This window comes from Phycicoccus sp. DTK01, from assembly GCF_017312765.1.
Classification (GTDB): Bacteria; Actinomycetota; Actinomycetes; order Actinomycetales; family Dermatophilaceae; genus Phycicoccus; species Phycicoccus jejuensis.
In genome coordinates, this window is sequence record NZ_BOPU01000001.1 from 69,588 (window position 1) to 83,694 (window position 14,107).

A 14,107-nucleotide genomic window follows, 5' to 3' on the forward strand; every position below is an offset into this window, starting at 1 on the left:
CGCCCTGATCAGGTATGAAGTGTCCATGCACAGCGGGGGTTCTGAGGTCGTGGCCGATGCCGAGGACGGTCGAGCAGGCGGCGCCCGTCGCCCCGGTCGCTCGGGCACGGCGTCTGCGTCGACCTTGGAGCTGTTGCTCGAGAGCCTTCCCGGCGACTCCGCCCCTGCCCTCGACGCCGCCGAACCGAGCGGGGCGACGCACGTGTCCGCGCGCAAGGAGCCTGCAGTCGCGCGGCTCCTCCGCCTGCTCAGAGGGCTCGCTGCGGCCGGCCCGCGCGGCCTCGATGGCCCCTACCTGCTGGGTCTGGCAGGGTACGACACCGGCTCCCCGAAGTCGGCGATGGCCAGCCTCCAGCGCGACGTGCGACGGTTGGAGGACGCCGGTTGGCGCATTGACAACGTGTCCGCCGAAGGCAGCACCGGGCGATACGTTCTCCACCCGAACGACCTCGCCTCTCGCGCCGGCCTTACCGCCGGCGAGCAGTCGGTGTTGGAGGAGGCGCTCGCCGCTCATGGCGCACAAAGCCGGGGCGAGCCGAGCGACGACGTCCCGTCTGCGTTCGGAGCGGTCCGGCGCGCGATCGACCGGCGGTGCGTGGTCGAGATGACCTACAACGACACGCTGCGCAGGGTGCACCCCATCCGGCTCACGCACCCGCCGGGTCGATGGCTGCTGCGCGCGCGCGACGAGCACGACCAAGTTGTGAAGTGGTTCCTGCTCCACAAGATCGAGGTGGTGTCGCTGGACGAGCCGGGAACGGCGGAAGCGGGTGTCGACGACGCGGCGGACTCCCTCAACCCGCACCACTGGCGTGTCGACGCGCCGCAGGACGTGCAGCTGCTCGTGGCCGAGGAGCATGTTCCCTTCGTGCGGCGCAGCCTGGGACTGTCGGTGTCGGAGACGCCGGACGGTGACCGCGTCCTGCTCACGGTCCGGGTGACCAACAGGCGGGCCCTGACGGACTGGCTGGTGACGATGGGGGAGCGGGTGCTGCTCTCGGGCCCGGAGGACGTCCGGCGGGAGTTCCTGGCGCGCCTCGAGGCGGTGGCGCGTGGTTGAGCGATTCGTCCGTCATCTCGCGGAGCTGCCGGCGGTCCTCGAGGCGCTGTCGTACCACGAGGCTGTCCGGATGTCGTTGCTGGCCGATGAAGTCGGCATGACGGAGGCCAAGGTCCGCGAGCTGCTCGTCTCCTACTTCATGACCGACGAGCCGCCGGACAGGCGCGGGTGGGTGCCACCTCTGGAGTTCGTGGACGAGGCGGGCCGCGAGTCGGACCCGGCCGCAGCCCCGATGGTCCGGCTGACCAGCGACATCGTGACGAACGATCTCGCCTTCCGGTACAGCCCCGTTGCGACATGGGCGCACACGTACCGGGTTGCGCGCGACGAGCTGCACCTGAATCCCGAGAACTCGCTGCTGGAGGGTGCCCTTGAGAAGCTCGGCCGAGTCATCGACGATGTACCCGACACGGGCCCCGTTGCTGATGCGCTGCCGGATGGTCCGGCTGCCTGGCACCAGGCGGCCACGGACCGTCGCCGTGTCGCGATCAGGTACGCCCGCGCCTGGCGGCCCGGCACGACCGAGCGCGTCGTCGAGCCCTACCGCGTCGTCCGAACCAGGCGGGGATGGGAGGTCGATGCCGGGCCGCCCGACGACGACGGTCGGCTGAGGACGTACCTGCTCACGGGGATGCTCGACGCGACGCTCCTGGACGAGATGTTCGAGTCGCCGGAGGACCTCGTGGCGATGCTCGTCCGCCAGCGCCGGACGACGCCGGTCGACTTCGTTCTTCCCCCCGAGGAGGTGTGGGTGCTCGAGCGCCTCGCCGAGAAGATCGAGGAAATCCGACGGGACGAGATGGACGTCGAGATCAGGGCGTGGTTCCTCGAGCCGGTGCGCGAACGGGTCGCCGCAGCACTGGTCACCGCCGGGCCGCGTGCGCTGGTCGTCGACAAGAACCTCATGGACGCCGGCAGGGCGCTCGCCGCCTCACTGCTCGAACATCACCGTCGTCCGCTCGACCACGGAAGCACGACATGACCAAGGAGGACGCATGCCGACGAAGCCGCACATCTGGGTGATGGAAGGTCGATGGTCGAGCTCCGTCAAGGACGTGCGAAGCGTCCAACCGGTTCTCACCGCCCTGCAGGACGCTGCCGTGACCAAGAGCGCCGTCAACCACCTGAACACGGTCGAAGACCTGCACGTGGCAATGCGGCGATGGAGCCAGAAGCAGCACGCGAGCTACTCCGTGGGATACCTCGCCCTGCACGGTGAGCCGGGAAAGGTGTACGTCGGGCGTCGCTCGGTGGACGTGGCTTCTCTCGCGGACCACGTGCCACCTCGGGGCCTGACGGGCAAGATCCTCCACTTCGGCTCTTGCGCCGTCCTCGACCTCGACGAGCGCGAGTGCGACGACATGCGGAAAGCGCTCGGCGTGCGCGCTCTGATGGGCTTCACGGAGGACGTCGACTGGTTCGACAGCCTGGCCTTCGAGCTCATGCTCTTCCGGTCACTCGCGCGGTACCACCGCCTCGACGTGGTGGAGCGCGACGTGCAGGAGCGCGCCGGCAGCCTGGGCAACCGGCTGGGCTTCAGGATCATCCGTCGGCGTTCGTAGCGGCTCATGTCGCTTCACGTCGTGTTGGAGGTGTCGTGCACGCTGCTCGACATGAAGTACGACCTCCGAAGGCCAGGGCAACGACAGCCGGCGTGGAGCGCTGATGGCCCATCGGGCCACGCGGAAAGTCGTTGTCGTGATAGGCAACAAGGGGAGGGGTCGGCGCTCGATGTGAGCACGACTCCACAAGACACGGGTACTTGCTCTCGGCGGGCGAGGCAATCATGGATTGAGGGGTGGAACGAATGACAACCGGGTGGCTCGGGGTCGACAGTGACCTGGCGATGGCCGTCGAAGAGCAGAGCAGAGTTGTGCTCGGAACTTATGCTCACGAGGACCGACGACTCGCTCAGGACGCCAACATCGAGCGTTCGATCGCGGAGGGGGCCTACGCGAAGCGTCAACTCTTCGAGCTGGTGCAGAACGCCGCCGATGCCATGCGGGGTGAGCCGGGACGCTGCGAGGTGATCCTGACCGATCACACCCTGTACGTCGCGAATTCGGGTCGACCCTTCACGGTCGACGGCGCCATCGCGCTGATGGGCACCCATGCGTCTGTCAAGCGGGACGACCAGATCGGCCGGTTCGGACTGGGCTTCAAGTCGCTTCTCGCCGTCACGGACAGCCCCCGGATTTACAGCCGGAGCGGCTCCTTCGTCTTCGACAAGGAGGCGTCCGCCGAGAAGCTTGCAGCGATCGTCCCCGGTCTGCCCCACTACCCGGTCATGCGATGGGCGCGTGCCGTGGATCCGCGGGACGCGGCGAGGGAGGACGCGGTGCTCGACCAGCTGATGAAGTGGGCAACGACCGTCATCGTCGCTCCCGTGCATCGTGCCCGCGACCTCCTGGCCTCCGGCATCGCGGGTTTCCCCGCGGAGTTCCTCCTCTTCTCACAGCACGTCGAGCGATTGGGGCTGGAGGACCGTGGGGCGCGTGGAACGGCGCGCTCGATCGCGCTCCGCCCGGACGACTCGGGATTCGTCACCCTGGACGACGCCAACCGGAAGTCGGTCTGGGCGGTCCGATCGGTCTTCCACCATCCCTCCCGGTCGGCTCTCGAGGACGGCGGGTACTCCGCAGCCCGGGAGCAGGTCGAGCTCTCGTGGGCGGCACCACTTGAGGGGGCGCCCAAGGGAATCGGGACCTTCTGGGCATACTTCCCGACCGAGTCGGGCACCACGCTGTCGGGCATCGTCAACGCTCCGTGGAAGTTGGCCGACGATCGCGAGTCCCTGCTCGTGGGGCGCTTCAACGAGGAGCTGCTCACCGAGGTCCTGCCCCCGCTCGTGGCGTCGTCGCTGTCCGCGGTCCACGACCCGGCGCGGCCCACACTCGTGCTGAGTCTTCTGCCTGCACGTGGAAAGGAAGACCGGAACGCGGCCGACGCCGTGCTCAACGATCCGGTGATGCGCGCGGTGGCGGACCAACAGTGCATCCCGACGCTGGCGGGCGGACTTCGACACCCCAAGAGGGTGAAGCTCCACCCCGAGGGTCTGACGGCCGAGCAGCTCCAGCTCTGGGCAGCAGCCTGCCCGGACCCGGAGAACTGGGTGAGCCATGCCGTCACGAGTGCTGAGCACCGCGCCAAGGTCACGCGCCTCATGGGCTACCACAACAGGTACTGCGCGACGCTCGTCGAGTGGGTCGAGCATCTCGTCAAGGAGCCGACGATCGACGGGGCGGCGGCTGCCGTTCAGCTCGTCGCCTCTCTCGTCGGGTCGATGCCCGGCCGACGAGACGAGCTGACCAAGGCCCGGGTGCTGCTGCTCGACGACGGAACGCTCGACGGATGTCGGCGGGGACAGGTGTTCCTCCCGGGCGGGGAGGCGGGGAGCGGCAAACTGATCATCGACCCCGTCCTTGCCGGTGACGAGTCGGTCCTCGCGGCTCTGGACACGCTCGGGATCAAGGTCTTCGACAACGCCGGTGCGCTCAGGAGCGAGCTGTCCGCCGTTCCGGTGCAGTGGGAACGAGTGTGGCAGGCGTCGCGCAAGAACACGGTGGGGGAGTCCGAGGCCATCTTCCGGGACGTCCTCGGGGCCCGCGTCCTCTACGACCTCCGAGTGCGCGTCACGTCGGGCAAGTGGAAGGCGCCGGGCGACGCGTATCTGTCGGGCGACGTCATCCCGGCCAACGCCGGGCGGGACAGCGACTTCCTCGTCGACCCCCGGTTCCATCAGCAGGACCGCGAACTGATGGAGGCCCTCGGCTTGGTGTCGGCGCCCCGACGGGTGGCCGATGCACCGCGCGAGGGCTGGCGGGACGCCCGCCTCCAGTGGGTGCGCGATGAGTTCCGCAAGCAGATCAACCAGCAGAGGCTGCCGGACGAGTCGATCGACGTCGACCAGAACCGCGTCCTGTGGCCGTTGGAGCCGATGACGCGTCTCTCCGACGAGGGCCGGCGCGCGTTGACGGAGCAGGTGCTCCGCCAGCTCCTCGGCGACGAGACGTGGAAGGTGACCAGGCGGGGCGGCGCGTCACAGCAGGGCCGGATCGGCGATCCCACGTGGCAGCACGTGCGGGAGCACGGACGCCTCCGCACACCCGTCGGTGTGCATCCGATCTCTAGGTGCCTCCGGTGGGACGACGATCTCGCGGTCATCGACGGTGTGCCGCAGCCCCTGCCTCTGTCCGATCCGTCGGTGACGGAGGAGCAGGCCAAGGTTCTACGGCTCAAGAGCCAACCCGGAGACCTCACCGCGGCGGACTGGGTCGAGCTCCTGCGACTGGCCAAGTCCTGGACCGATGAGCAGCAACGGTTCCTGCTCTACGCGTGGGCAGCCTTCCTGGGGCAGCCGCCACCCGAACGCATCCGGGTGCGAAGCGGCAAGGGCGGGTTCGACTGTCCCGCCGACCGCGCAGCGGTGACCTACCGCACCGAGATCTACACCTCGCTCGTCGCCGCCAACGTCCCGTGCCTCCTCGCGACGTCCGAAGCGGACTTCGAGGCACTGCGGGATAACTGGGGCCTCGCCGACGGCGAGGACATGCTCACCGAGACGGTCGACTACGAGTCGGCAGGGGAGCCCTACCTCCTGGTCGACCGTTTCCCGCCGCTGAGGAACATGCTGGATCTGGACGACCATGTCGTCACCGTGTTGCCCTGCAAGAGATTGGAGGTCCTCACCTCCACTCCGGGCGGACAACAGAGTCGGCCGCTGCCGCAGTACCTGCAGGACCGTTCGGTGCTCGTCACTGCCGAGTCCCCGAGAGAAGTACTGCTCCAGGTCGCCAGGGCTCTGGAATCGACGTTCAAGCCGGATGTGGTCCTCCGCCGGATGGAGGAGCAGCGCCGTAACCGCCTGCGGCAGGACATCGCCAAGACCAGTGACGTCCTGGACAAGCTCGTCCTCGCCGTCGGCGTCGACGAGCTGCGAGCAGCCATCCCGTCGGCTGCCCTGGAGGCGCTGCGCCACGAGTCGACTGAGGAGATCTCAGACCGGCAGATCGCGCAGCTGGCGCTCGCCGTCGACGGGTACTCGGTCCTCCAGGGTCATGTCCCGAGCCTCAAGAAGAGAGGACTCGAGCCGCCGTCGGTCTGGGCCGGCAAGCGGACGGCCCGCGAGTGGGTCCGCGAGCTCGGATTCCCGGTCGAGTTCGCCGGGTTCTCCGGGTCCAGCCGCGCCGCCGAGCTGGAGGTCGAGGGGCCGCCGATCCTCGGTGAGCTGCACGAGTACCAGAAGGCGATCGGAGACCGGGTCAAGGCTCTGCTGGACCCCACGGGCGAGATGCGGCGAGGTCTGCTTCCGCTCCCCACCGGAGCCGGAAAGACTCGGGTGGCCGTCCAGGCACTTGTGGAGCACATGTCCGAGTCGGAAGTTCCGGTCCGAGTTTTGTGGCTTGCCGAGACGGACGAGCTCTGCGAGCAGGCGACCCAGACGTGGTCCCAGGTCTGGCGCGCCATCGGACGGGCCGGCACGCCGTTGACCCTGAGCCGGCTGTGGTCCGGGAACGAGCCCAACGAGCGAGACGGTCACCAAGTGGTCGTGGCGTCGTTGGCCAAGCTGGACAACGTGATCAAGCGGGACGGGGACTGGGGCGAGACCTACGGATGGCTCGTCGGACCGTCGATCATCGTCGTCGACGAGGCCCATCGCTCCATCGGTCAGCAATACACGAGAGCCCTCAGTGCGATGGCGGGGACCAAGCGGGTCGCCGAGATGACCGTTCCCCTCCTCGGGCTCACGGCCACGCCCTTCCGGGGTTTCAACCTGAGGGAGACCGAGCAGTTGGCCGGCCGCTACCACAACAACCTCCTGGACGAGGGTGTCTTCCCGGACGACGACGTCTACGGGTACCTCCAGGATCACGAGGTGTTGGCGCGGATCACCCATCGAGAGCTGCAGGGTGCCGACCTCGAGCTGAACGACGAGGAGCTGGCCTACGCGACACAGATGAGGCGACTTCCGGACACCGTCGAGAACCGTCTGGGAAAGAACGACGAGCGCAACACCGAGATCGTCCGCTCTGTCCTCGAGCTCGCGTCCGACCAGACCGCCCTGCTGTTCGCCACGTCCGTCGAGAACGCGAAGGTGCTCGCCGCGCTTCTCACGTACCACGGGGTCGAGGCGCGAGCCGTGGCCGGCACGACCGACCCCCATGCCAGGCGACGCTACATCGAGGACTTCAAGGCGAAGAGAGTCCGTGTCCTCACGAACTACAACGTGTTCACCGAAGGATTCGACGTTCCGAAGGTGGACGCCGTGTTCATCACACGTCCGACGTTCAGCCCCAACGTCTACCAGCAGATGATCGGCCGGGGCCTCCGAGGCCCGCTCAACGGTGGGAAGGAGAACGTCCTCATCGTCAACGTCGCCGACAACCTCACCAACTTCGGTGACGAGTTCGCCTTCCGCCACTTCGAACACCTCTGGGGGAGGGGACGCCGCCCATGAGTTCGAACGTCGTTCTCGACGAGGTCCAGGCGCTGGTGGCAACCGCCACTCAGGAGGCACGGCAGATCGTCATCGCGGGTCCCGGAGCGGGCAAGTCCGAGGTCGTCGGCGCGCGCTGCCACGAGCTCCTCGCCCAGGACGTGTACCCGGAGGAGATCCTCGTCATCTCCTTCTCCAACGCGGCCGTGGACGTGGTGCGAGCACGGACCCTCGACGTCGTCGACGAGGGCCGCGGCGTCGACTGCGCCACCATCGACTCTCTCGCAGCGAGGGTCCGCATCGAGTTGGAGAACGAGGAGCCGCGTTTCCGGGGCTTCGACGAGGCTGTCCGCAGGGCCACGCGGCTCATGGAGGAGGCGGATCAGCCGGTGTTTCCGGACGTCCGACACGTCATCGTCGACGAGGTCCAGGACGTTGTCGGCGTGCGGTCGGACTTCGTGTTGACCCTGCTTGCCAAGGGGGTCTACGAGGGTGTCGGTTTCACGCTGCTCGGGGATCCCCTGCAGAGCCTCTTCGACTTTGCCGACGACGGTGCGGGGTCGGATGCGCTCTTCCTCGAGCGGGTCCGCGAGCGTTTCGGCGCCAAGACGGTCCACCTGACGGGGGAGTTCCGTGCGAGGACAGCCGAAGCGCGTGCCGTGGCCGCCGCACGGCCTGCTCTCGAGGGTCTCGTCGACTCGGACCGACTCATGCGTCTGCGTGACCTGTGCGCCGAGCTGCCGCCGCTGGGAGATCTCGACGAGGACGCGGTCGAGGACGTCGCGGCATGGTCGGGAACGACCGTGCTCCTGTGCGACACCAACGCCCGTGCCGGGCTGGTCGCAGCGCGGTTCGCCCGGTTCGGCCTGCCTGTCGAGCTGGCTGCCGCGGCAACGGATCCGACGGTCGATCCTTGGGTGGGCGACCTTCTCGGGCGGCACGCGTCGTCGAGCATCTCGTTCGAGGAGTTCGAGTCCATTGCGGCCGCCGCCGGCGTCGAGAACGCCCATGGCATCTGGCGGATTCTGATGCGTGCGGCTCGATCATCCCGGGACCTCCATGTCCCGAGCCTCGCCACCGCCCTGGGCCGGCGCAGGATCCCGCCCGAGCTGCAGCGGGCTCCCGCGAGCAAGGTCGTGGCGTCCACCGTCCACCGCGCCAAGGGACGTGAGTTCGACAACGTCGTCCTCGTCGACCCGGATTCTTGGTTCGCGGAGGAGGGAGGCGACGGCCCTGCGGCGCGTCGACTCTTCGTCGCCATGTCACGGGCCCGGGCGCGCATCGCTCGCGGTCGCGGTGACAGCACCAAGTTCTGGAGCAAGGATGCAGGGCGGGACGTGTGGCGGCGCCGGTCGTTCCGCGGAAGGGGCACGCTCGGTGTGATTCTGGAACCGCGGCACGCACGACACCTGGGGCCGGTCGAGTACGACCTGGAGGCCGTCGGGCGTGCCGCCGTGGAATGGTCGCGCACCGATGACATCATCACGGTCGACGCGGACGTCATTCCCTCCTGGACGGCCTCCGTCGACGGAGTCGACGTGGCGCGGACGGGGGAGGAGTTCGGCAGGATGGTCCGTTCGCTGAGCTCGGGCGACCGTGTGCCCGAGCTCGCCGGTGGGCGGCTCGAGGGGACGGAGACCGTTGTCGGCGCCGCGCGGGAGGACGGGCCCGGACGTCACGGCCTGTGGTTGGGTGCGCGGGTGAGCGGCCCTCTGGATTTCGAGTGGAAGTGAGCACATGAACGACCTGCACCACGCCTACGAGACCCGTGACCGCATCCTCGACCGCCTGGGCGAGGACCTCCTGGGGGGTGACGGAGACAGGCGTCTGACCGAGGCGCCGCTGACCCGTTTCGTGATGGGGGTTTTGTACCCGGACGTCGAGGCGGACGTCAGGGCGCCCGTGCAGCTCTCGCTCGAGGACGAGGTCGAGAACGACGTCGAGGCGGAGGCCGGCAACGGCGCACCCGACGACGTCGTCGACCCCGCGGTGTCGATGTCGAGGATCCGCTACCCGCGATCCATGGGCATGACGCTCTCTCTCGCCGACACGCCCGGAGCCGGCATCGAGGTCACCGTCCGAGCAACACGATACGAGAACGACGGTGACGAGGAGTGGCGCGCCGTGGACGTGCTCCCGGACCCGCTCCACGTGTCGGTGTCTCCCGCGGGGTACACGACGCAAACGGTCACGGACGGTCTAGACCTGGTGGTCATCACGCGCGCCGCGCTGAAGGGCGCCGTTGCCGTCACCTTGACGCTCGTCAACACACAGTCGGCGAGCCCGGGGGACAAGGACGCCTTCGCCTGGTTCAGACCGGTCATCACCGCACGGGCGGTCGCGACACGCCTCGTCGAGCGTCCTCCGGCCGCTCTCGCAGGTGTCGACGAGGCCGAGATCCAGAGCCAGAACCTGCTCTTCCGTGACGTCCGGTCGTACGCCGTCGGCCACGGGTGCTCGGTGACTTGGGCCGGCAACGAGCCCGACGAGGTGTCGACGACCTACCTCCCGCGGCACGAGCTGCTCCTCAGCGACGCCGCCGGAGGCCAGGGCCTCGACCTGTCGATGACGAAGTTGGCCGCGGACTCGACGTTCGTCGTGCTCGACGAGCTCGTCGCGGGCTATCGCAGATGGATCGACGGGCTCCCGTCCACTGCGCAGCAGCCCCTGGACGACCGCGAGGAGGAGACGCTGCGTCGGCACATGGCCGATGCCTCCGTCACCGCCGACCGCATGGAGGCAGGGGTTCGGCTCCTCCAGAACGACGAGCAGGTGCGGCGGGCCTTCCAGATGACCAACCGCGCGATGGCGCAGCAGCGCAGCCGGCAGGAGCATCACCGCGCCGGCGAACTCGGGAACCCGCCGTCGATCGAGGGAGCGCATTGGAGGCCCTTCCAGATCGCCTTCATCCTCCTCAACCTTCCGGGTCTGGCCGACGAGGACCACCCGGACCGCGAGGTGGCTGACCTGCTCTGGTTCCCGACGGGCGGTGGCAAGACCGAGGCATACCTGGGCATCATCGGTGTCGCGATCCTGCTCCGCCGCCTGCGCGACGCGAAGGCCGCCGGCGTCTCCGTCCTCATGCGTTACACACTTCGTCTCCTGACCCTCCAGCAGTACCAGCGGGCGACGGGACTGATCTGTGCCCTGGAGATCGAGCGCCAGAAGCATCTGCCGGACGCTGCTCCGATCTCGATCGGACTCTGGGTGGGCGGGGCCTCCACACCCAACAAGATCGACGATGCACGCCGCGCACTCGACAAGGCGCGCAAGCCAGGGGCGCGGGACCTCGACGGTGACGAGAGCGACCCGGTGCAGCTCCGCCGATGCCCTTGGTGCGGCACCGCGATGAACCACGAGAACTACGAGATCGTCGAGCGGAGCTGGATGCGGGTGGCATGTCGCCGGGACGACTGCGCCTTCCGCAACGGTCTGCCCGTCCACATCGTCGACGACGACGTCTACGCCAACCGGCCCTCTCTCGTGATCGGTACGGTCGACAAGTTCGCCATGATGCCGTGGAAGCGTGAGGTGGGCGCGCTGCTCGGGAACGGCAACTCCGTGGCGGATCCCACGTACCACGACCTTCCGCCCGACCTCGTCGTGCAGGACGAGCTACACCTCATCAGCGGGCCCTTGGGAACGATGGTCGGGCTGTACGAGACGGCGGTCGACGCCATCGCAGGTCGGACGGCGAGGCCCAAGGTCGTCGCCTCGACGGCGACGATCCGGCGAGCCACGGACCAGGTGCGAGCCGTGTTCGCGCGAGAGGCGGCCCAGTTCCCGCCACCCGGCCTGACCCACCGTCACTCGTTCTTCGCCGAGGAGTCGTCACGGGACCTCAAGGCCAGCCGCGAATATGCCGGGGTGATGGCCCCGGGCGCCAGCCAGACCACGCTGATGGTGCGCGTGTACGCGTCCCTGCTGCAGTCCGCGGCCATGGTCGCCGAGACCGACGGGTCGGCGGATCTGTACTGGACGCTCGTCGGCTACTTCAACAGCCTCCGCATCCTCGGTGGTGCCTTCATCCAGGTGATGGACGACGTACCGGACCAGATCAAGGTCGTGGCCCGCCGCCGCGGCGAGGAGCCGCGCAACCCCCGGGCGATCCGCGAGATGACCTCTCGCAAGCGGTCGTCCGAGATCCCCAAGGAGCTGGAGATCCTCGAGCTGCCCCGAGGGGCGGATGCGGCGGACGTCGTCCTCGCGACGAACATGATCTCCGTCGGTGTCGACGTCGACCGCCTCGGTCTCATGGTCGTCATGGGGCAGCCGCAGACGAGCTCCGAGTACATCCAGGCCACCTCTCGCGTCGGACGTCGCAACCCCGGCCTGGTGGTCACCATCTACAACTCGGGTCGGAGCCGCGACCTGTCGCACTACGAGAACTTCGCCGCCTACCACCGGACGCTCTACCGTCACGTCGAGGCGACGGGGGCCACGCCCTTCGCGCCGCGAGCCCGGGACCGTGCTCTGCACGCGGTGCTCGTGTCGATGGCGCGTCAGCGGATCGCCGCTGCTGCTCCGAGCGAGGCAGCGAAGAACGTCGAGGACTGGGAGAACGAGCTGAGGGAGCTCGCGGAGGTGGTCGTCGCCCGCAGCGAGTCCACCCGACCGGAGGGCCACCTTCCGACCGACGACGAGTCGTCGGAGCGGATCCGCCAGGAGCTCGACGACCTCGTCGAGCACTGGCTCGACGGTCGGGTCCAGCGGTACGAGGGCTGGTTCGGCAAGCACCGGGGCGCGCTCCTCGTCGAGGCGTCACGTGTGCTCAGTCGCCGCGACGAGGATCCACCCGTCGCCTTCCCGCCGGCCGAGCCGGCCTGGCCCACCCTGACGAGCATGCGCGACGTGGACGCCGAGTCCTCGGTCTTCCTCGTCCGACGCAGGAGGAACCGCCGTGAGCGCTGAGATCGTCGCAAAGACCCGGCGGACCTCCCTCGTCTCCACCTTCGGCGTCGGTGGTCTCCTCCCGGCGCAGGACGACAGCGTCATGATCCGCGGCCTCGACGACTGGCCGAAGGGCGATGTCGTCTCCGAGCCGCGCCTGGCCCGCAGCCTCGGCGTGAAGGAGTTCCGCAGCCCGTCCACCTGGCGTGGCCCGCGCGGCGACGTGCCGGCGGTCCGTTTCCCCGAGTGGGCGTTCTGCACCGACTGTCGCCGGCTGGGGCCGTACTGGGAGGTCTCGGACCGCGAGACCAAGCTGTGCCAGGTCTGCAACCACGTGACGTCGCCGTCGCGCTTCGTGTCCTGCTGTCTCAGGGGGCACATCGAGGACTTCCCCTACATGGCCTGGGTCCACGAGGACGCCAGCGTCTCCGGAGACGGGCACAAGTTGCGGCTGGAGTCGCGCGGTGCGACGTCTGCGTTGTCCGACCTCCTCGTCTCGTGCTCGTGCGGGAAGTTCCGTTCGATGGAGGGGGCCTTCAACCTGGGCGCCCTGCGCGGCGTCAAGCGCTGCTCCGGCTCACGTCCCTGGCTCGACAGTTCGGAGGCGGGGTGTGACGAGGAACTGCGAACACTGCAGCGCGGATCGTCCAACGTGTGGTTCGGGGTGCAGCGATCCGCCATCTCCATTCCGTCCGTCCCCAACATCGCGGACGCATACATCGCGAGCAAGATGGCGGACGCCAACCCCGAGCTGTCGGCGGAGGAGCTGGCCCGCAGCTTCAAGCTGCCGCCGGGGTGCACGAGGGACGATCTCGTCCGGGCGGTCGAGCGCTACCAGAATCCTTCTGCCACCGAGCACCGGCCGTCGGACCGTGAGCTGCGGGCCGAGGAGTACCAGGCGCTCCTCCAGGGCAAGACCGACGGCGCCGGAACCGACCAGTTCCTCTGTCAGGAGGTCGACCTCGACGACAGCGACGTCCCGGAGCTGATCGCCCAGGTGTCGCGGGTGAGCAGGCTCCGGGAGGTGCGGGCGCTGGTCGGCTTCACCCGAGTCGTGCCGTCCACGGACGAGGCGCCCGTCGCCCTGGCGCCGCTCGTGGACTCGGGACGCCCCACCTGGTATCCCGCCATCGAGGTACTCGGTGAGGGCGTCTTCGTGCGTCTCGACGAGACCATCCTCGACCGCTGGGCGAGCACGGCGTTCGCCGCGAGTCGGACCAAGCTCCTGCTGCAGTCCCAGGCGTCGATCAGCGCCCAGTCGCTGACGTCCGGTCTCGACGTCTCGCCGCGCGTCCTGGCGCTCCACTCGCTGGCCCACGTGCTCGTGGACGAGATGGCACTGACGTCCGGCTACCCGGCGGCATCCCTGCGCGAGAGGGTGTACGACGAGCCGGGGCAGTCGGGGATCCTCGTCTACACGGCCAGCGCCGACAGTGCCGGCAGCCTCGGTGGTCTCGCGGCTCTCAGCGACAAGGACCGGTTCTCGCAGACCCTGGCCAACGGTGTCCGTCGAGCCCGGTGGTGCACGTCCGACCCGGTGTGCATCGAGTCGACGGGTTCCGGCGTCAACGGGATGAACCTCGCCGCCTGCCATGCGTGTCTCCTCGTGCCCGAGACGAGCTGTGAACGCTTCAACCTGACACTCGACCGGGCCGCACTCGTCGGTACGCCGCAGCAGCCGACCCTCGGTCTGTTCGGCGGGGATTTCGTGTGAGGCTTAC

General features: G+C 68.6%; 7 protein-coding genes. All 7 read left to right on the forward strand.

What is annotated here, in order from left to right:
- Positions 1-49 precede the first annotated feature (49 nt).
- The 7 genes from J3473_RS00340 (at position 50) to drmB (ending at position 14,100) form a co-directional block, all read left to right on the forward strand.
- On the forward strand, positions 50-1,060 hold the full coding sequence (locus J3473_RS00340; protein WP_207021442.1) for a YafY family protein: 1,011 nt from the start codon (positions 50-52) through the stop codon (positions 1,058-1,060).
- On the forward strand, positions 1,053-2,042 hold the full coding sequence (locus J3473_RS00345; protein WP_207021443.1) for a WYL domain-containing protein: 990 nt from the start codon (positions 1,053-1,055) through the stop codon (positions 2,040-2,042). The genes J3473_RS00340 and J3473_RS00345 overlap by 8 nt, the downstream gene beginning before the upstream one ends.
- 13 nt (positions 2,043-2,055) lie before the next feature.
- Entirely contained in the window at positions 2,056-2,622 is a 567-nt protein-coding gene (locus J3473_RS00350; protein ID WP_207021444.1) for a hypothetical protein, read from the forward strand.
- A gap of 284 nt (positions 2,623-2,906) precedes the next feature.
- Positions 2,907-7,517, forward strand: a complete 4,611-nt coding sequence (locus tag J3473_RS00355) for a DEAD/DEAH box helicase (protein ID WP_207021445.1) — start codon at positions 2,907-2,909, stop codon at positions 7,515-7,517.
- Positions 7,514-9,229 (forward strand): ATP-dependent helicase, encoded by a 1,716-nt coding sequence (locus tag J3473_RS00360; protein ID WP_207021446.1) that lies wholly within the window; start codon positions 7,514-7,516, stop codon positions 9,227-9,229. Before J3473_RS00355 ends, J3473_RS00360 begins: the two co-directional genes overlap by 4 nt.
- Positions 9,230-9,233: 4 nt before the next feature.
- Positions 9,234-12,407 carry a helicase-related protein gene (locus tag J3473_RS00365; protein WP_207021447.1) on the forward strand — a complete coding sequence of 1,058 codons (3,174 nt, stop codon included), beginning with the start codon at positions 9,234-9,236 and terminating at the stop codon, positions 12,405-12,407.
- On the forward strand, positions 12,397-14,100 hold the full coding sequence (drmB, locus tag J3473_RS00370; protein ID WP_207021448.1) for a DUF1998 domain-containing protein: 1,704 nt from the start codon (positions 12,397-12,399) through the stop codon (positions 14,098-14,100). Before J3473_RS00365 ends, drmB begins: the two co-directional genes overlap by 11 nt.
- Positions 14,101-14,107 lie beyond the last annotated feature (7 nt).